This window comes from Streptomyces sp. NPDC096136, assembly GCF_044763325.1.
GTDB lineage: Bacteria > Actinomycetota > Actinomycetes > Streptomycetales > Streptomycetaceae > Streptomyces.
In genome coordinates this window covers 310800-327970 of record NZ_JBIWFZ010000007.1, presented here as the reverse complement: position 1 = coordinate 327970, position 17171 = coordinate 310800, and the positions used below count along the sequence as shown (strand labels likewise).

The 17171-nt window shown below is 72.5% G+C and carries 17 protein-coding genes; 11 read left to right on the top strand and 6 right to left on the bottom strand.

Features of this window, described 5'->3' with window-relative positions; genetic code table 11:
- Positions 1 to 88: 88 nt before the first annotated feature.
- The 7 genes from ACIRBY_RS18130 to ACIRBY_RS18100 all read left to right on the top strand — a co-directional run bounded on the left by ACIRBY_RS18130 (position 89) and on the right by ACIRBY_RS18100 (position 6597).
- Positions 89 to 1729: an MFS transporter gene (locus ACIRBY_RS18130; protein WP_403901556.1), complete on the top strand. Its 1641-nt coding sequence runs from the start codon at positions 89 to 91 to the stop codon at positions 1727 to 1729.
- 138 nt (positions 1730 to 1867) lie between these two features.
- Positions 1868 to 2290: a CBS domain-containing protein gene (locus tag ACIRBY_RS18125; protein WP_403901555.1), complete on the top strand. Its 423-nt coding sequence runs from the start codon at positions 1868 to 1870 to the stop codon at positions 2288 to 2290.
- Between the two features lie 42 nt (positions 2291 to 2332).
- Positions 2333 to 2590, top strand: a complete 258-nt coding sequence (locus tag ACIRBY_RS18120) for a DUF6213 family protein (RefSeq protein WP_403901554.1) — start codon at positions 2333 to 2335, stop codon at positions 2588 to 2590.
- Between the two features lie 75 nt (positions 2591 to 2665).
- Positions 2666 to 2986, top strand: a complete 321-nt coding sequence (locus ACIRBY_RS18115) for a hypothetical protein (protein WP_403901553.1) — start codon at positions 2666 to 2668, stop codon at positions 2984 to 2986.
- A gap of 39 nt (positions 2987 to 3025) precedes the next feature.
- A complete protein-coding gene (locus ACIRBY_RS18110) occupies positions 3026 to 3664 on the top strand; it encodes a hypothetical protein (RefSeq protein WP_403901552.1) in 639 nt (212 codons plus the stop codon).
- Between the two features lie 107 nt (positions 3665 to 3771).
- Entirely contained in the window at positions 3772 to 4869 is a 1098-nt protein-coding gene (locus ACIRBY_RS18105; RefSeq protein ID WP_403901551.1) for a winged helix DNA-binding domain-containing protein, read from the top strand.
- 45 nt (positions 4870 to 4914) lie between these two features.
- The gene (locus tag ACIRBY_RS18100) at positions 4915 to 6597 is read left to right on the top strand and encodes an AMP-binding protein (RefSeq protein WP_403901550.1); all 1683 of its coding nucleotides are present in this window, start codon (positions 4915 to 4917) and stop codon (positions 6595 to 6597) included.
- A gap of 92 nt (positions 6598 to 6689) precedes the next feature.
- Here the strand turns inward: ACIRBY_RS18100 and ACIRBY_RS18095 are convergent, their stop codons facing one another.
- Together ACIRBY_RS18095 and ACIRBY_RS18090 are read right to left on the bottom strand one after the other, a co-directional pair.
- Positions 6690 to 7178: a glutathione peroxidase gene (locus ACIRBY_RS18095; RefSeq protein ID WP_403901549.1), complete on the bottom strand. Its 489-nt coding sequence runs from the start codon at positions 7176 to 7178 to the stop codon at positions 6690 to 6692.
- Positions 7179 to 7240: 62 nt separating this feature from the next.
- On the bottom strand, positions 7241 to 8092 hold the full coding sequence (locus tag ACIRBY_RS18090) for a hypothetical protein (protein ID WP_403901548.1): 852 nt from the start codon (positions 8090 to 8092) through the stop codon (positions 7241 to 7243).
- A gap of 268 nt (positions 8093 to 8360) precedes the next feature.
- Between ACIRBY_RS18090 and gcl the strand changes: the two genes are divergently transcribed.
- A complete protein-coding gene (gene gcl / locus ACIRBY_RS18085) occupies positions 8361 to 10148 on the top strand; it encodes a glyoxylate carboligase (protein WP_403901546.1) in 1788 nt (595 codons plus the stop codon).
- A 63-nt stretch (positions 10149 to 10211) separates the two neighbouring features.
- Here the strand turns inward: gcl and ACIRBY_RS18080 are convergent, their stop codons facing one another.
- Positions 10212 to 10922 (bottom strand): TetR/AcrR family transcriptional regulator, encoded by a 711-nt coding sequence (locus ACIRBY_RS18080; protein ID WP_403901545.1) that lies wholly within the window; start codon positions 10920 to 10922, stop codon positions 10212 to 10214.
- 130 nt (positions 10923 to 11052) lie between these two features.
- On the opposite strand from ACIRBY_RS18080, the gene ACIRBY_RS18075 reads away from it, so the two are divergent.
- A complete protein-coding gene (locus tag ACIRBY_RS18075) occupies positions 11053 to 12432 on the top strand; it encodes an MFS transporter (protein ID WP_403901543.1) in 1380 nt (459 codons plus the stop codon).
- A 401-nt stretch (positions 12433 to 12833) separates the two neighbouring features.
- On the opposite strand, the gene ACIRBY_RS18070 is transcribed toward ACIRBY_RS18075, so the two are convergent.
- From ACIRBY_RS18070 to ACIRBY_RS18060, 3 genes are all read right to left on the bottom strand, one after another.
- On the bottom strand, positions 12834 to 14291 hold the full coding sequence (locus ACIRBY_RS18070) for a catalase (protein WP_403901644.1): 1458 nt from the start codon (positions 14289 to 14291) through the stop codon (positions 12834 to 12836).
- Between the two features lie 231 nt (positions 14292 to 14522).
- A complete protein-coding gene (locus ACIRBY_RS18065) occupies positions 14523 to 15413 on the bottom strand; it encodes a 2-hydroxy-3-oxopropionate reductase (protein ID WP_366452894.1) in 891 nt (296 codons plus the stop codon).
- Between the two features lie 75 nt (positions 15414 to 15488).
- A complete protein-coding gene (locus ACIRBY_RS18060; protein WP_403901541.1) occupies positions 15489 to 16322 on the bottom strand; it encodes a TIM barrel protein in 834 nt (277 codons plus the stop codon).
- A gap of 125 nt (positions 16323 to 16447) precedes the next feature.
- Here ACIRBY_RS18060 and ACIRBY_RS18055 point away from each other — a divergent pair, with 125 nt between their 5' ends.
- Together ACIRBY_RS18055 and ACIRBY_RS18050 are read left to right on the top strand one after the other, a co-directional pair.
- Positions 16448 to 16699 carry a hypothetical protein gene (locus ACIRBY_RS18055; protein WP_403901540.1) on the top strand — a complete coding sequence of 84 codons (252 nt, stop codon included), beginning with the start codon at positions 16448 to 16450 and terminating at the stop codon, positions 16697 to 16699.
- Positions 16696 to 17091: a helix-turn-helix domain-containing protein gene (locus ACIRBY_RS18050; protein ID WP_403901538.1), complete on the top strand. Its 396-nt coding sequence runs from the start codon at positions 16696 to 16698 to the stop codon at positions 17089 to 17091. The genes ACIRBY_RS18055 and ACIRBY_RS18050 overlap by 4 nt, the downstream gene beginning before the upstream one ends.
- Positions 17092 to 17171: the final 80 nt, after the last annotated feature.

Below are 17171 nucleotides of genomic sequence, written 5' to 3'. Positions count from 1 at the left end.
CTTGACGTCGAGATAGTGGGGAGGGCAGGCTACCGCCTGGTATCTCGACATCGAGATACTTTCGGACGGGGGAAGACGGAGGCCCGGCATGGGGCGGCGCGGTACGGCAGGGCAGGAGAAGGACACCGGCGGCAGCGGGGACGCCGGAACGGGCGGGGCCGGGGGCCCGCGCCCGGACGCGGGCCCGGCGGGCGACGCGGCCCCGGGCGGTCCGGGCGCTCGCACGGGCGCCGATCCGGCCCTGAAGCCGGACGCGACCCCGGCCCCGGCTGCGGTCGCGGCTGCGGGGTCGGGCATGCGCCGGGCCGACGTGGGCGCGGGTGCGGGGGCGGGGGCGGATCCGGGCCCCGAGCCGGGGGCGGAACCGGACGCGGACAGGGTCGTCGCGACCCCGACCCCGGCCCCGGCCCCGGCCCCGGCTTCGGTCGCGGCGGGCGGTGGTGGGTCGGGTGGTCTGGTCGCGCAGCTGCGGCGGCCGCCCGGTGGCCGCGACGCGCGGATCATGCTGCTCGCCCAGCTCCTCGACCGCACCGGAACGGGCGTCTGGGCCGCCTCCTCCGTCCTCTTCTTCACGTTCGTCGTCGGCCTCGACGCCGGACGCCTCGGCCTCATGCTCGGCGTCGGCGCGATCGCGGGCATCGCGGGCTCCCCGGTCGCCGGCCACCTGGCCGACCGGTTCCCCGTCCGCCCCCTCCTGATCGCCTGTCACCTGCTGCGGCTGGCCGCCCTCTGCGCGATGCTCGCCGTCACCCGCTTCGAGCTGCTCCTGCCGATCGTCGCCCTCACCCACCTCGGCGACCGCGCGGCCAAGACCCTCGAAATGCTCTTCGCCACCCGGGTGGCGGGCGAGCGCCGCGCCACCTACCAGGCCCTGTCGCGCAGCGCCGCCAACGCGGGTTACGCCGTGGGCGCGGGCATCGCCGCCATCGGCCTCGCCGTGGGGACCCGGGGCGCCTACGAGGTCCTCATCCTCGGCAACGCGCTCTCCTTCCTGGCGGCCTCCGCGCTGGTGTGGCGCACACGGGAACCGCACGGCCACGGACGCCTCGTCACCCCCGCGCGACCGGCGCAGGGCGCCACCCCGCACGGGGAGACCGCCCCCGGCGGGGAGGCCCGGTCCCGCCGCAGGAGCCCGTGGCGGGACCGGGCCTACCTCCGCTTCGTCCTGCTGGACATGCCGCTCAACCTGGACGACTCCCTCCTCAACGTCGGCCTGCCCCTGTGGCTCGTCCACCACACCGACGCGCCGCACGCCGTCGTCCCGGCCTTCCTCGCCGTCAACACCGTCCTCGTCGTCGTCCTCCAGCTCACCGTGTCCGCGAAGGTGGGCACCCCGCGCCAGGCGGCCGGCGCCGTCGCCTGGTACGGGCTCTTCCTGCTCGCCGCCTGCGCGCTCCTCGCGCTCACCCCCGCCCACGGCCCCTGGGCCGCCTCCGCCATCCTGCTCGGCGCGGCGGTCCTGGTCACCGCCGCCGAGCTGGTGCGCTCGGTCTGCTCCTGGGAGCTGGCCGTCTCCCTCGCGCCGCAGCAGGCCAGGGCCTCGTACCTGGGGGTGGCCGGCATCTCCCCGTCCGCCCAGAAGGCCGTCGGGCCACTGCTGCTGACCGGCGCCGTGATGGCCGCGGGTCCGGCCGGCTGGCTGGCGCTCGGCGCGGGCGTGGCGGGTCTGGCCCTGGTCCAGCGCCGGGCCGCGCTGCGCCGCCTCGACGCCGTCCTGCCCGCCGCCTGAGGCGCCTGAGCCGCCTGAGGCCCCCGAGGCGCCGGCGCGCCGCCCGCCCGTCGGCCACCGGCTCCGGGGCGGCGGCGATTGGCCCGGCCCGGGGCGGGTAACTGCCAGGTGGGACCGTGTCCGGCACTGGGAGGAACCATGGCCCGTCGTGTGCGTGAGGTGATGACCGGGAATCCGGTGACCGTCGAGAAGACGACCTCGCTGGCGGAGGCGGCCCGGGTGATGCGGGACGCCGACATCGGCGACGTCCTCGTCGTCGACGAGGGCCGGCTCCGGGGCATCCTGACCGACCGGGACCTCGTCGTCCGCGCCATGGCCGACAACCGGGACCCCGGTGAGACGACCGTGCAGGCCGTCTGCAGCACCGACCCCGTCACGGTCCGTCCCGACGACGGGGTCGACCAGGCCATCGCCCTCATGCGGCGCAAGGCGCTGCGCCGCCTGCCCGTGGTGACCGACGAAGGAGAGCTCGTCGGCGTCCTCAGCCTGGGCGACCTCGTGGTGGAGCAGGACCCCGGTTCGGCGCTCGCGGCCATCGCTGCGGCCGGGCCCGACAGCTGACGTGCGCCGTCCGGCGCAGCGCGGAGCGGAGGAGGTGGCGCCATGAACGCGTACGTACCCCTGGTCTCGGTGGCGGGCGGAGGTCTGCTGATCCCCGCCGACGAGGTCACCGCCCTGCTGCGGCGCCTCGCCGGCGGCTGGCTGGAGTCGGTGTACGACGGCGGGACGGACCTCGACCCGGGCACGACCCTCGGCCTGGCCGACGCACTGGTGGAACTCGCCGACCAGATCGACGTGGAGTGCATCGGCTTCATGCCCCTCGCGGACGGCCCCAACGGCGGGGACGCCCCCACGCGCTGAGCGGCAACGGCGTTACCCCTTACGGGTGTCGGGTTGCTCGTCGGTGAGGGAGGGCAGCAGACGCGGGACGGAGTCGTGACCGTCTGGCGCCGTTTCCGCCCGCAGGCCGTCGAGGAGGTCGAGCGGGAACTGGACGCGTCACGGACCAGCGTGCTCGACGCCGGCGGCGGACCCGACCCCGCCGGACGGCTGGAGGGGCAGTGGGTCGGCCGGTTCGCGGTGCTGCTGGGTGAGCACCCGGAAGCCGCCGACGAGCTCCAGGGCCTGGTCGAAGGCTGGCAGCGGCGGATGTCCGAAGGACAGCTGATCAACGGAGGGGCGCGCCTGGAGGCGCGGGCGAAGGACAACGCCCGGATCTATCAGGCGGCCAGGGACCAGCACACCAGCGAACGATGAGCGGCCGGGACGACCGGGGGGACCGCCCGCTGCGCGGAGTTGGAGGCGCAGGCCCGCCGGGCCAAGGCCGAGGCGCGTGCCGAGGCCCACGCCGAGTTCGCGGACCGGCTGCGCGGTGCCGAGCTGCTCGTCATGCAGGCCCAACGGACCGTGCGGAAGGCCGAGGAGGAGCGCGCCAAGGCCGAAGCGCTGCTCGCCCAGGCGCAGCAGGAGCTGGCGCGTCGTCGGCGGGACGTCGAACGCGACGGGCGGGGAACTCCTCGGACCGGTCCCGCCGACTCGCAGCGGGACAGGCAGGAGGCGGACGAGTTCTCCGACGTCCTGGCGAGAGCAGAGGCGCAACTCGGTGCCGTCCGCGAGGAACTGCGCCAGCTCGTCGTCACGACCAACCGCGTCGCCTTCAGATCCGACGCCGGTCTCTGGGGGGTGCTGCTGTTCACGTCGGGCACGGCCCTCGCCGGCGCGGTGGTGGTCATCTTCGGCACGCCCCTCGCGAGGAAGGCGGCCACGGTGATGCTGGACCGGGACTCGGAGGCCGGCGCCGGTGTCCCCGCGTTCCTGCTCAGCATCGCGGCATCCGCAGTCTTCCTGGTGGCGGCGTTCTTCACGCCCCTCAGCTGGCCAGGGCCGGCCGGGGCCTGGGGCAGGGGCCTCGCGACCGCCGTGGGGCTGGGCTAGGACGGTTCGGAGCGGCGGCGGGACGGGTCGGGGGCGGGGCTCGGACAGCGCGGTTCAGCCGGTGGTTGCGGACAGAAGGTGTCCGCAACGGGGGCTAGGTTGCGGGTATGGCCTCTTCTCCGCGTTCCGTTCTCGGTGTCCGTGCGCTCAACCGTGCCACGCTCGACCGGCAGTTGCTGCTGAGCCGCTCCGCGATGTCGGCGTACGACGCCGTCGCGCACCTGCTCGGGCTGCAGGCGCAGAACGTCAAGCCGCCCTACTACCAGCTGTACGCGCGGCTCGCCGGGTTCCGGCCCGGGGAGCTCGGGCGGCTGATGGAGGAGCGGGACGTCGTGCGGATGGTGACCATGCGGTCGACGATCCACACCCACACGGCGTCGGACGCCCTGATGGTGAGGCCCCTGGTGCAGGCGGCGCGGGACCGGGAGGTGGGGTACTTCCGGAAGGGGCTGGCCGGGGTCGACCTCGGGGTGCTGGCCGAGCGGGCCCGGAGGTTCGTCGAGGAGGAGCCCCGGACCATGGGGGAGATCCGCGAGGAACTGCTGCGGCAGTGGCCCGGGGCCGATCCGCAGTCGCTGTCCGTGGCCGCGCGCTGCCTGCTGCCGCTCGTGCAGGTGACCCCGCGCGGGGTGTGGGGGCGCAGCGGGCAGGTGCGGCTGACCACCCTGGAGACGTGGGTGGGGCAGTCCCCGAGGGAGGAGCCGGAGGGGATCGACGCGGTGGTGCTGCGCTACCTCGGCGCCTTCGGGCCCGCCTCCGTCAAGGACATGCAGACCTGGGCCGGGATCACCCGGCTCCGCGAGGCCTTCGAGCGGCTGCGCCCGCGCCTGGTGACCTTCCGCGACGAGAACGGGGTCGAGCTGTTCGACCTGCCCGACGCGCCCCGCCCCGACCCCGACACCCCGGCGCCGCCCCGCTTCCTCCCCGAGTTCGACAACCTGCTCCTCTCGCACGCCGACCGGACGCGCGTCGTCCCGCCCGAGTTCAAGGGGCTGAACGCGCACGGGAACCAGAGCCGGTGCGTGCTGATGGTCGACGGGTTCCTGGGCGGGGTGTGGGCCGGTGGGGCGGGAGGGGTCACCGTGGAGCTGTTCCGCGAGGTGACGGGCGCGGTCGAGGAGGAGATCGCCGCCGAGGGCGAGGCGATGCTCGCCGCGATGGGCGAGGGCCCCGGGAAGGTGCGCTTCGGGTCAATCCGAGGCTGACGCCGCCCTGGTGGAGGGCCCGTCCGGCGCGGCACGATGCCTCCCATGACGGAGAACAGCGCCACCGAAGGCTTCCTGGCCGCACGGGACTTCCTGCTCGCCCACCGAGGGCGGTACGAGGCCGCCCGGGACGGATTCACCTGGCCCCGCCCAGAGCGCTTCAACTGGGCGTTCGACTGGTTCGACCGCATCGCGGAGGGCAACGGCGCCGACGCGCTGCGGATCGTCGAGGAGGACGGGACCACCGAAGCCGTCACCTTCGACGAGATGCGGCTGCGGTCCGGGTCCGCCGCCACCTGGCTGCGCGAGCGGGGCGTCGCCGCCGGCGACCGGATCCTGGTCATGCTCGGCAACCAGCGCGAACTGTGGGAGGTGATGCTCGGCGCCATGAAGCTGCGCGCCGTCGTCATCCCCGCCACCCCGCTGCTCGGCCCCGCCGACCTGCGCGACCGGATCGAGCGCGGCAACGTCCGCCACGTGATCGCGCGCGTCGAGGACACCCCCAAGTTCGACGAGGTGGCGGGCGACTACACGCGGATCGCCGCCGGGGACGAGGTCCCGGCCGGCTGGCTGCGGCTCGCGGACATGGCCGGGGCCGACAGCGGGTTCCGCCCCGACGGGGCCACCCTCGCCTCCGACCCGCTGATGCTCTACTTCACCTCGGGCACCACCGCCCGCCCCAAGCTCGTCGAGCACACCCACGCCTCGTACCCCATCGGCCACCTCTCCACCATGTACTGGCTCGGTCTGCGCCCCGGCGACGTGCACCTCAACATCGCCTCGCCCGGCTGGGCCAAGCACGCCTGGTCCAACCTCTTCGCCCCCTGGAACGCCGGCGCGACCGTCTTCGTCCACAACTACACCCGCTTCGACGCCCAGCGGCTCATGGCCGAGATGGACCGCGGCGGGGTCACCACCTTCTGCGCCCCGCCCACCGTCTGGCGGATGCTGATCCAGTCGGACCTGACCGCGCTCCGCCGGCCCCCGCGCGAGGCCGTGGCGGCCGGCGAGCCCCTGAACCCCGAGGTCATCGAACGGGTCAAGGAGGCCTGGGGCATCACCATCCGCGACGGGTTCGGGCAGACCGAGACCACCCTCCAGGTCGGCAACTTCCCCGGCGCCGAAGTCAAGCCTGGATCCATGGGCCGCCCCGCGCCCGGGTACGGGATCGTGCTGCTGGACCCCGTCACCGGCAAGGAGTCCCCCGACGAGGGGGAGCTGTGCGTGGACCTGCGCCGCGCCCCCGCCGGGGTGATGACCGGCTACCGCGACGACCCCGAGCGCACCGCCGAGGCCATGGCGGACGGGCTCTACCGCACCGGGGACATCGCCTCGCGCGACGCCGACGGCTACCTCACCTACGTCGGCCGGGCCGACGACGTCTTCAAGGCCTCCGACTACAAGATCAGCCCGTTCGAGCTGGAGAGCGCCCTGCTGGAGCACGAGGCCGTCGCCGAGGCGGCCGTGGTACCGGCCCCGGACGCGCTGCGGCTGGCCGTGCCGAAGGCCTACATCACCCTCGCCGCCGGCTGGGAGCCCGGGAAGGAGACCGCGCGGCTGCTGTTCGAGCACTCCCGGGCGGTCCTGTCCCCGTACAAGCGGATCCGGCGCATCGAGTTCGCCGAGCTCCCCAAGACCGTGTCCGGGAAGATCCGCCGCGTGGAGCTGCGGGACCTGACGGCCGCCGGCTCCACCCAGGAGTACGACGAGGCCGATCTGGCGGGATGAGGCCCGCCCCGGCCCTGACGGCCCGGCCCCCTGACGGCGCGGCCCCGTGACGGCCGGGCGCCCGGTCCGCCGGGCGCCCGTACGGCCGCGGGTCAGGCCGGCAGCTGCGCCTCGATGGCGGCGATGACCTCGGGAGCCTCCGGCTCGGTGCGCGGGCGGAAGCGCGCCACGACCTCGCCGGCGGGGGAGATCAGGAACTTCTCGAAGTTCCACTGGATGTCCCCCGCCTCACCGTCGGCGTCCGGGGTCTTCACCAGCTCCCGGTACAGCGGGTGCCGGTTCTCGCCGTTCACCTCGGTCTTCTCCAGCATCGGGAAGGTCACGCCGAAACCGGCCGCGCAGAAGGTCTGGATGTCCTCCGCGGTGCCCGGCTCCTGGCCGCCGAACTGGTTGCAGGGCACGCCGACCACGGTGAAGCCCTTCGCCTCGTACGCGAACTGGAGCCGGGCCAGGCCCGAGTACTGCGGGGTGAGCCCGCACTGCGAGGCGGTGTTCACCAGCAGGATGGCCTTGCCCCGGTGGGCCGCCAGGCTGGTGGGCTCGTCGTCCAGGGTGGTCAGCGGGATGTCGTACAGGCTCATCGGGCTCTCCTCGGCAGGCAGGGGCGAAACGATCGGACAACACGTGCGAACAGCCCCCGAGCCTAGGCCCCCCGTCCGACCAGTGCGTCCGCCGGGTCGTTGACCGGCTGCGGCATGCCCGTGAGGTCCATGACGAACAGCGGTATCCCCAGGTCGTCGGCGCGCCCCCGGGCCTCTTCCGTGTACCCCGCCAGGGCGAAGTAGACGGCGGTCGCCGAGGCCGTCAGACCGTTCAGCCACACGCACTCCACCGCCCGCAGCCCGGCCGGCGCCGTGGTCGGATCCACCTGCGCCACCACTCCGGGGGCCCGCAGGTCCACCGCCGCCGAGGGGATCGGCACCCCGTCGGGCTGGCGGACGTCCCGGAAGCCGAGCCAGCGCAGGTACAGGGCGGCCGCCGCCACCGCGTCCCGGGCGGTACGGATGGTCACCGGCCGGAACGGCGCCCGGGAGGCGGGACCCCGCACCGGGGTGCCGCCGGCCGCGGCGGATCCGCCGCCCGGGGCGGCCGGGGTTCGGTTCGCCGGGGGCCCGTCGCGGCGTACGCCGTCCCCCGCGCCCGCCCCGTCCGGTACACCGGATACACCGGACCCCGTCCCCGGCTCCGCCCCGGCGTCCGGCCCGGTCCCGGGATCCGCCCCCGGCCGTCCCGGCCGCCGTACGGGTACCAGCACCACCGTCCCGCACGAGCCGCACCCGACCTCCGGGTGCGGCCACTCGCTCTCCTGCCCGCAGGACCCGCACCGCACCGTCACCCAGCTGTCCTGCCAGGTCCGGTGGGTCAGCGGCAGGGGCGCCGCCGTCAGGTCCAGCGGCGGGGTGACCGGGCTCCCGCAGGCACACGGGAAGACCGGGGAGACGTAGCCGTTCTCGCGCTGGCACGCCGGGCAGCGCACCGGTACCGCTTCCGCCATGAGCCCTGGACCCCCTCCGTAGCTGTGCGTGGGTCCATGCTCCACCACCGGCGACCGCCGCGGCGGTCGAGCCGGCCGATTCCCGCGGATTCACCCTCCGGGCCCGGTCATTTGTGCAACTCACCGAAAGAGATGCGGCTTTTGGTGGGTTCCGAGGTACCCCACCGCCTTGACGTGCGGGAAGTCGACACTTAGCTTGTTTCGTATAGCAGAACAAAAATTCCGGATGCCGGAAAAAGTCTGACCGCCAGACCCGCAGGAGAACCTGATGCCTCGTATGACAGCCGCCGCTGCCGCCGTTGAGATCCTCAAGCTCGAGGGTGTCGAACAGGCGTTCGGCGTGCCCGGTGCCGCGATCAACCCGTTCTACCGCGAGCTCAAGAACGTGGGCGGAATCGCGCACACGCTGGCCCGTCACGTCGAGGGCGCCTCGCACATGGCCGAGGGCTACACCCGCGCCAAGGCGGGCAACATCGGCGTCTGCATCGGCACCTCGGGCCCGGCCGGCACGGACATGATCACCGGCCTGTACTCCGCCATCGCGGACTCCATCCCGATCCTCTGCATCACCGGTCAGGCGCCGGTCTCGAAGCTCCACAAGGAGGACTTCCAGGCCGTCGACATCGCCACGATCGCCAAGCCCGTCACCAAGGCCGCCACCACGGTCCTGGAGGCCGCGCAGGTCCCCGGCGTCTTCCAGCAGGCCTTCCACCTGATGCGCTCCGGCCGTCCGGGCCCGGTCCTGATCGACCTGCCGATCGACGTCCAGCTGACCGAGATCGAGTTCGACCCCGAGACCTACACCCCGCTGCCGGTCTACAAGCCGCAGGCCAGCCGCGCCCAGGCCGAGAAGGCCCTGGGCTTCCTGCTGGAGGCCGAGCGCCCGCTGATCGTCGCCGGCGGCGGCATCATCAACGCCGACGCCTCCGACCTGCTGGTCGAGTTCGCCGAGCTGACGAACATCCCGGTCATCTCCACCCTGATGGGCTGGGGCACCATCCCGGACGACCACGAGCTGGCCGCCGGCATGGTCGGCGTCCAGACCGCCCACCGCTACGGCAACGCGACGTTCCTCGAGTCGGACACCGTCATCGGCATCGGCAACCGCTGGGCCAACCGCCACACCGGCTACAACCTCGACGCCTACACCAAGGGCCGCAAGTTCGTCCACGTCGACATCGAGCCCACCCAGCTGGGCAAGATCTTCGCCCCCGACTTCGGCATCGCCTCCGACGCCAAGGTCGCCCTGGAGCTCTTCATCGAGGTCGCCAAGGAGCTCAAGGCCGAGGGCAAGCTCCCCGACTTCTCCGCCTGGGCCGCCTCCGCGCAGGAGCGCAAGGCCACCTTGCAGCGCCGTACGCACTTCGAGAACATCCCCATGAAGCCGCAGCGCGTCTACGAGGAGATGAACAAGGCGTTCGGACCGGAGACCCGCTACGTCACCACCATCGGCCTCTCCCAGATCGCGGCCGCGCAGTTCCTGCACGTCTACAAGCCGCGCCACTGGGTCAACTGCGGCCAGGCCGGCCCGCTCGGCTGGACCATCCCGGCCGCCATCGGCGCCGCCACGGCGCAGCCCGAGACCCCCGTCGTCGCCCTCTCCGGCGACTACGACTTCCAGTTCATGATCGAGGAGCTGGCGGTCGCCGCCCAGCACAAGGTCCCCTACGTCCACGTCCTCGTGAACAACGCCTACCTGGGCCTCATCCGCCAGGCGCAGGGCGGCCTCGGCATCAACTTCGAGGTCAACCTCGAGTTCGAGAACATCAACACCCCGGAGATCGGCGTCTACGGCGTCGACCACGTCAAGGTCGCCGAGGGCCTGGGCGTCAAGGCCATCCGCGTCACCGACCCGGACAAGCTGGGCGAGGCCTTCGAGGAGGCCAAGAAGCTCGCGCAGGAGTTCCAGGTCCCGGTCGTCGTCGAGGCCATCCTGGAGCGCGTCACCAACATCGCGATGAGCAAGACGGTCGACATGAGCGACGTCACCGAGTTCGAGGAGCTCGCGACCGAGCCGGGCCACGCCCCGACCGCGATCAAGGCCCTCCAGGTCTGATCACCCGCAGCGGCCGACCGGCCCCCGCCCCTCCGTCAGGAGGGGCGGGGGCCGGTCCGCGTTTCAGGCCGGTCCGCCGGCCAGTCCGCCGATCAGTACGTCGATGCCGAGCGCGAGCCGCGCCGACGCCGGTCCGGCGGCCAGTTCGGCCGCGCCGGCGGCCAGGTGCGGGTACCGGGCGGGGTCGAGGCCGGCCAGGCGCTCCTCGATCCCGACCCGGGCGTGGCGGGCGTCGAGGGCGCCCTGGAGGGCCTCCTCGCCGTCGCCGGCGGCCGGGCCGGCGGAGTCCACCTCGTAGGTGACCGCCCCGATGTGCAGGGCGATGAGGTCGCAGCCCCAGGCCGCGCGCTGCCGTTCGATCCCGCCCGCCAGGAGCAGCCCGAGGACGCGGTCGAAGAGGCCGAGCCAGGCCGGGGTGGTGGGGATGTCGCCCAGGGAGACCCGGCCGATGCCGGGGTGGGCGCCCAGCGCGCGCACCACGTCCGTGATCAGGGCGGTGAGCTGTGCGCGCCAGCGTCCCGGATCGATCGCCGGGAGCGGCACGGTCGCGATGACGGCGTCGTGCATCAGGCGCAGCAGTTCACCGCGCTGGGAGACGTACACGTAGAGGGACGCGGGGCCGGTGTCGAGCTCGGCCGCGACCTTGCGCATCGTGACGGCGTCCACCCCCTCGCGCCGCAGGACCCGCAGGCCCGCTTCGACGACGGCGGCCTCGCTGAGCGGGGACTTGGCGGGGCGGGAGCGGGTGCTCCGGCGGGGCGGGGGCGTCTGCATGGGAACAGGCTAGCACTTGACAACGAACGGTGTTCGTAGCGAACGTTGTTCGTGACGAACGCTGTTCGTGACGTTTCCGGTGTTCGTGATGTCCGTGCTGCCGCAACGACGCTTCTGGGGGACCCCTGTCGTGAACCACCCGTATCCCTACCGCCGGCGCGCCCTGGCGGTGGTCCTGGCCGCCGAGGTCATGGACCTGCTCGACGCGACGGTCACCGGGGTGGCCGCCCCGGCGATCGCCGCCGATCTGGGCGGCGGCCCGTCGACCACCCAGTGGCTCCAGGCCGCCTACACCCTGCCCTTCGCCGTCCTGCTGATCACCGCCGGACGGCTCGGGGACCGCTTCGGCCGGCGCCGGCTCTTCCTGCTGGGCGCCGCCGGATTCACCCTCGCCTCCGCCCTGTGCGCCGCCGCCCCGGGACCCGCCTGGCTGATCGCCGCCCGCGCCGCCCAGGGGGCCTTCGGCGCGCTGCTGCTGCCGCAGGGCTTCGGCATCGTCAAGGAGGTCTTCGAGGGCCCCGAACAGGCCAGGGCCTTCGGCCTGTTCGGGCCCGTTATGGGGGTCTGCGCCGTCGGCGGCCCCGTCCTGGGCGGCCTGCTCACCGGGGCCGACCTCTTCGGCAGCGGCTGGCGGCTGGTCTTCCTGGTGAACGTCCCGCTGGGCCTGGCGGCCCTGGCCGGCGCGGTCCGCTGGATCCCGCGCACGGTCCCCGACGGGGGCGCGCGGCTCGACGTGCCGGGCATGCTGCTGGCGGGCGCCGCCTCGGGGGCCCTGGTCTACCCCCTCGTGCAGGGGCGGGAGCTGGGCTGGCCCGCCTGGAGCTTCGCTCTGATGGCCGCCGGGCCGCTGGGCTTCTGGCTGTTCGCCCGGCTCCAGCGGCGGCGCCCCTCGCCCCTGGTGGCCCCGGCCCTGCTGGCCGACCGCGGCTACACGGGCGGGATCGCGGTCGCCGTCGCCTTCTTCGCCGCCTTCACGGGCCTGATGCTGGTCCTGTCCCTGTTCTTCCAGGGGCCGCTGGGGCTCTCGCCGGCCGGGGCCGGGTACTCCGTGGCCCCGCTGGCCCTGGGGATCGCGGTCGCCGCGGGCCCGGCGGGAGGGCTCGCGCAGAAGCACGGCCGGGTGGTGATCCAGGCGGGCATCGTCCTCACCGCCCTCGGGCTGGTCCTGCTGGCCGCCACCGCCGACGGGGCGGTGGACGGCTGGCGGCTGCTGCCGGGCACCTTCGTCACGGGGCTCGGGATGGGCCTGGTGATCCCGCCGCTGTTCGACGTGATCCTCGCGGGGGTGGCCGAGCCCGAGGTGGGTTCCGCCTCCGGCGTGCTCAACGCCGTGCAGCAGCTGGCCAACGCCGTGGGCGTGGCCCTGCTCGTCACCGTCTGGTCCGCCTTCGCCGACCACGGCAGCAGCCCGGGCGCCGCGCTCGGCGGCACGGTCCTGGCGACGGCCGGGCTGCTGGCCGTCGCCCTGCTGCTCTCCGTACGCCTGCCGCGCACCGCGCGCGCCCAGTAAGGGGAGACGACGGCAAAGCGCCGAGTCACGGGACCGTCCGTGACTCGGCGCTCTGGTGGTTACCGCCCGACGGAGCGAGGCTGGCGCGACAGGACGTTCGCACCGCCGGGCGGAGACATGGGGGAGGTGTCGGTTCTTCTCCTCTGTATAAGGGGACTCTGTGCGCGGCCCCGTATACAGAGGAGTGGCTGGGACCGTGGCGGGCGGGCGACGAGAACTCCGGCACCGTCTCCCTCAGGTCAAGAGACGGGCCTCGGAACCCATTACCACCGCACTGGCTCGCTCGCCCGCCACGGTCCTCGTCCGGCCCCCACCGCGTACCACCCCTCATCCGGGTCCGCGGTGCGGGCTCAGCACCCGGGGCCTGACCTCCCGTCAGACCCCCGGTACATCTGTGGGGCTCAGGCGTCGCGCAGGGCGCGCACGGCCTCCTCGACGCGCTTGCCGTAGTCGGCGTCCGCGGCGTGGAAGTGAGCCAGGTTCTTCTCGATGACGTCCTCGAGGGTGACCTGGGACAGGCCGCCCGCGATGTTCGCCACCAGACGCTGCTTCTCGGCCTCCGACATCAGGCGGTAGAGCTCGCCGGCCTGGAAGAAGTCGTCGTCCTTGGTGTGGGCCGGGGCCTCGTGGGTGCCCGTGTAGCCGGAGACGGCCTTCGGGGCGCCCAGGGCTATGCCGGTCTCGGCCGGACCCTGGTACGAGTTGGGCTCGTAGTTCTTGTCGTGGCGCGAGCCGTTGCGCAGCGCCATGACGCCGTCGCGGCCGTAGTTGTCGGCCTTCGTCGCCTTGGGGGCGTTGACCGGCAGCTGGGTGTGGTTCACACCGAGGCGGTAGCGCTGGGCGTCGGCGTAGGCGAAGAGGCGGCCCTGGAGCATCTTGTCCGGCGAGGCGGTGATGCCCGGGACGAAGTTGTTCGGGGAGAACGCGGACTGCTCGACCTCGGCGAAGACGTTGTCCGGGTTGCGGTCGAGGACCAGGCGGCCCACGCGCTGCAGCGGGTAGTCGGCGTGCGGCCACACCTTGGTGAGGTCGAACGGGTTGAAGCGGTAGTCCGCGGCCTCGGCGGCCGGCATGACCTGGACGTAGAGGGTCCAGCTCGGGTTCACACCGCGCTCGATGGCCTGGAGCAGGTCGGTCTGGTGCGAGTTCGCGTCCTTGCCGACGAGCTCGGCGGCCTGCTCGCCCGACAGGCAGCGGATGCCCTGGTTCGTCTTGAAGTGGTACTTGACGAAGAAGGCCTCGCCCTGGGCGTTGGTCCACTGGTAGGTGTGGGAGCCGTAGCCGTTCATGTGGCGGTAGGACGCCGGGATGCCGCGGTCACCCATCAGCCAGGTGATCTGGTGCGTCGCCTCGGGGGCGTGCGCCCAGAAGTCCCAGACGTTGTCAGGCTCCTGCTTGCCCGTGAACGGGTCGCGCTTCTGGGAGTGGATGAAGTCGGGGAACTTGATCGGGTCCTTGATGAAGAACACCGGGGTGTTGTTGCCGACGAGGTCGTAGTTGCCGTCCTCGGTGTAGAACTTCAGCGCGAAGCCGCGCGGGTCGCGGACGGCGTCCGCGCCACCGAGGGAGTCGGCCACGGTGGAGAACCGCAGGAAGGTCTCGGTCTTCTTGCCGACCTCGGAGAGGAACGCGGCCGAGGTGTAGGCGGTGACGTCGTCGGTCACCTCGAAGTAGCCGTACGCGGCCGAGCCGCGGGCGTGCACCACACGCTCCGGGATGCGCTCACGGTTGAACCGGGCGAGCTTCTCGAGGAGCTGCTGGTCCTGGATCAGGAGCGGGCCACCGACGCCGGCGGTGGCGGAGTTCTGATTGTCGGCGACCGGGGCGCCGGACTCGGTCGTCAGCGTGCGCTTCGACATGGTGACCTTCCGTACGGGTGACTGCTGACGGAAAGCGTCTTCCGTCATGCGGAACAGCCTAATTTCGGCGTGAACTCGACGTCAACAGTTTGTTGAAAGAAAGAAAGGGGGAGGTGATCCGGACGGTGCCGGCGCTTGGGCGCGACAGGACAGGTGTCAGCACCGGCACCATCCGGAAACTCGGGCCCCCGTGAGGGGGGAGGCGGCCCGGGCGAGCGGGCCGCGGCGGGATCAGACCTGGGCGCCGGAGAGGCGCTCGACCGCGCGGAGCAGGGCGGAGTGGTCCAGGCCGCCGTCACCCTGGGCGCGCAGGGAGGCGACCAGCTGGGCGACGACCGCGCCGACGGGCAGGGCGGCGCCGACGTTGCGGGCGGCGTCGGTGACGATGCCCATGTCCTTGTGGTGCAGGTCGATCCGGAAGCCGGGCTTGAAGTCGCGGTTCAGGAAGTTGTCCTTCTTGCGGGTCAGGACCGTGGAGCCGGCCAGACCGCCGTTGAGGACGTCGAGGGCGGCCTCGAGGTTCACGCCGGACTTCTCCAGGAAGACGACGGCCTCGGCGCACGCCTGGATGTTCACCGCGACGATGAGCTGGTTGGCGGCCTTCACCGTCTGGCCGGAGCCGTGCGGACCGCACAGGACGATGACCTTGCCGAGGGTTTCGAGGATCGGCAGCGCCGCGTCGAAGTCGGCCTGCTCGCCACCCACCATGATCGACAGGACGGCCTCGATGGCGCCGGCCTCGCCGCCGGACACCGGGGCGTCGATGACGCGGATGCCCTTCTCGGCGGCGTTCTTCGCCAGGTCGACGGAGGTCTGCGGGGTGATCGAGGACATGTCGACGATCAGCGCGCCGGACTTGGCGTTCTCGAGGATGCCGTTCGGGCCGTAGTTGATGGCCTCGACCTGCGGGGAGGCGGGCACCATCGTGATGATGACGTCGGCGTCCGCGACGGCCTCGGCGATCGAGCCGGCGGCGGTGCCGCCGGCGGCGGCCAGGCGGTCCAGCTTGTCCTGCTCCAGCGTGAAGCCGGTGACCGAGTAGCCGGCCTTCAGCAGGTTCTCGGACATGGGGGAGCCCATGATGCCGAGGCCGATCCAGGCGATCTTCGGGAGGTTGCTCATGATGAGGGTCCTTCTCTTAATGCTTCGTACGAAAAGTGCGTGGGGTGCCTGGCCGATCGCCCGGACTTTGTCCTCTTACCCGGCGGCGCGGGCCTCGGCCGGCAGCCACTCGAAGGACGCGGCGGCGTCGGCCGCCTTGTACTCCAGGCCGACGAAGCCCTGGTAGCCGGCCTTCCTGAGCTGGTCGAGGAGGTCCTCGAGGGGCAGCTCTCCGGTGCCGGGGGCACCGCGTCCGGGCTTGTCCGCGATCTGGACGTGCCCGGTCTTGGCGGCGTACTTTTCGATGACCTCGGAGAGGTCCTCATCGTTCATCGCCAGGTGGTACAGGTCGAGGAGGAACTTGGCGTTGCCGAGGCCGGTGGCCTCGTTCACCTTGTCCACCACCTCGATGCCGGCCGGGGCGCTCACCAGCGGGTAGAGCGGCGACTCGGGCTTGTTGAGGGTCTCGATCAGGAGGACCGCACCCACGCGGTCGGCGGCCCGGGCCGCGACGACCAGGTTCTTCAGGGCCAGCTCGTCCTGGACGGCCGGGTCCACGCCCTCGACGCGGTTGCCGTAGAGGGCGTTGAGCGCCTTGCAGCCGACCGAGGCGGCGAAGTCCGCCGCGACGTTGATGTTGGCGTTGAAGCGGTCCGACTCCTCGCCGGGCACCGAGACCGCGCCGCGGTCCGGGCCCGGGAGCCGGCCGGCGTAGAAGTTCAGGCCCACCAGCTGGGTGCCGGCGTCCTCAAGAGCCTTCTTGAGGGCGTCCAGCTCCTCCTGAGCGGGGGTGGGGGTCTCGATCCAGGGCCACCACAGCTCGACCGCGGTGAAGCCCGCCGCGGCGGCGGCCGCGGGGCGCTCCAGGAGCGGGAGTTCCGTGAAGAGGATCGAAAGGTTCACATCGAAGCGCTGGTCCGTGTATCCCATGAGGGGTGTGCGCTCCTTCCGTATTGCGGAAGTTACTTTCTGCTTGATGGAAGACTGCAAGCAGAGCGCCGGACTTGTCAAGTGCCGACTCCCGGAATCTCAGGACTGCCCGGTAGCTTGGCGGTGTGCGATTGAGAGTGGAGTTCACGACCGAGCCCTTCGACCTGGAAGAGGCCCCCGCCCACGCCGTGGCCGCGCGCGAGGTCATCCAGAAGGCCCAGCTGGACGCGGTCGACGTGGGTCCCTTCGGCAATACCGCCGAGGGCGATTCCGACCGGGTGCTGGGCGCGGTGGCCGCGCTGCTGCGCGACGCGCTGGACGCCGGCGCCACGCGCGTCTCGCTCCAGGTCAACGTGATCGGGGAGGGCGGAGCATGACCGAGCCCCGCGACCACCCGTTCGTCGCCGCGGTCAAGCCGCTGGTGGACGCGATGGGCGGCGAGCTGATGGACCCCGCCCGGGCCGAGCCCGACGACGTCGTACTGGCGTGGGAGGGTGAGCAGGTGGTGGCCGTGCGGCTCCCCCAGCTGTCCGACTCGCTCGACCACATCCTCGCGGCGCTGGAGCGACGGCACGGCATGCCGCTGGCGCAGCTCGACCGGAAGTCCAAGCAGGACGTGGTGCGCATACTGGAGGCGCGGGGCGCCTTCTCCGTGCGCCACGGCGTGGAAACGGTCGCGGGAGCCCTGGGCGTCAGCCGTTTCACGGTCTACAACTATTTGAACCGGGAAAACCCCGGCAAGGCGGGGAAGCAGAACAGCCAGGAGTGAGGGACGCTCCACCGGCGGTCACGAGCCGCCGCCCAATTCACCCGGGCGGCGGCTTTTGTGTACGGGAAATTTCAACAAAG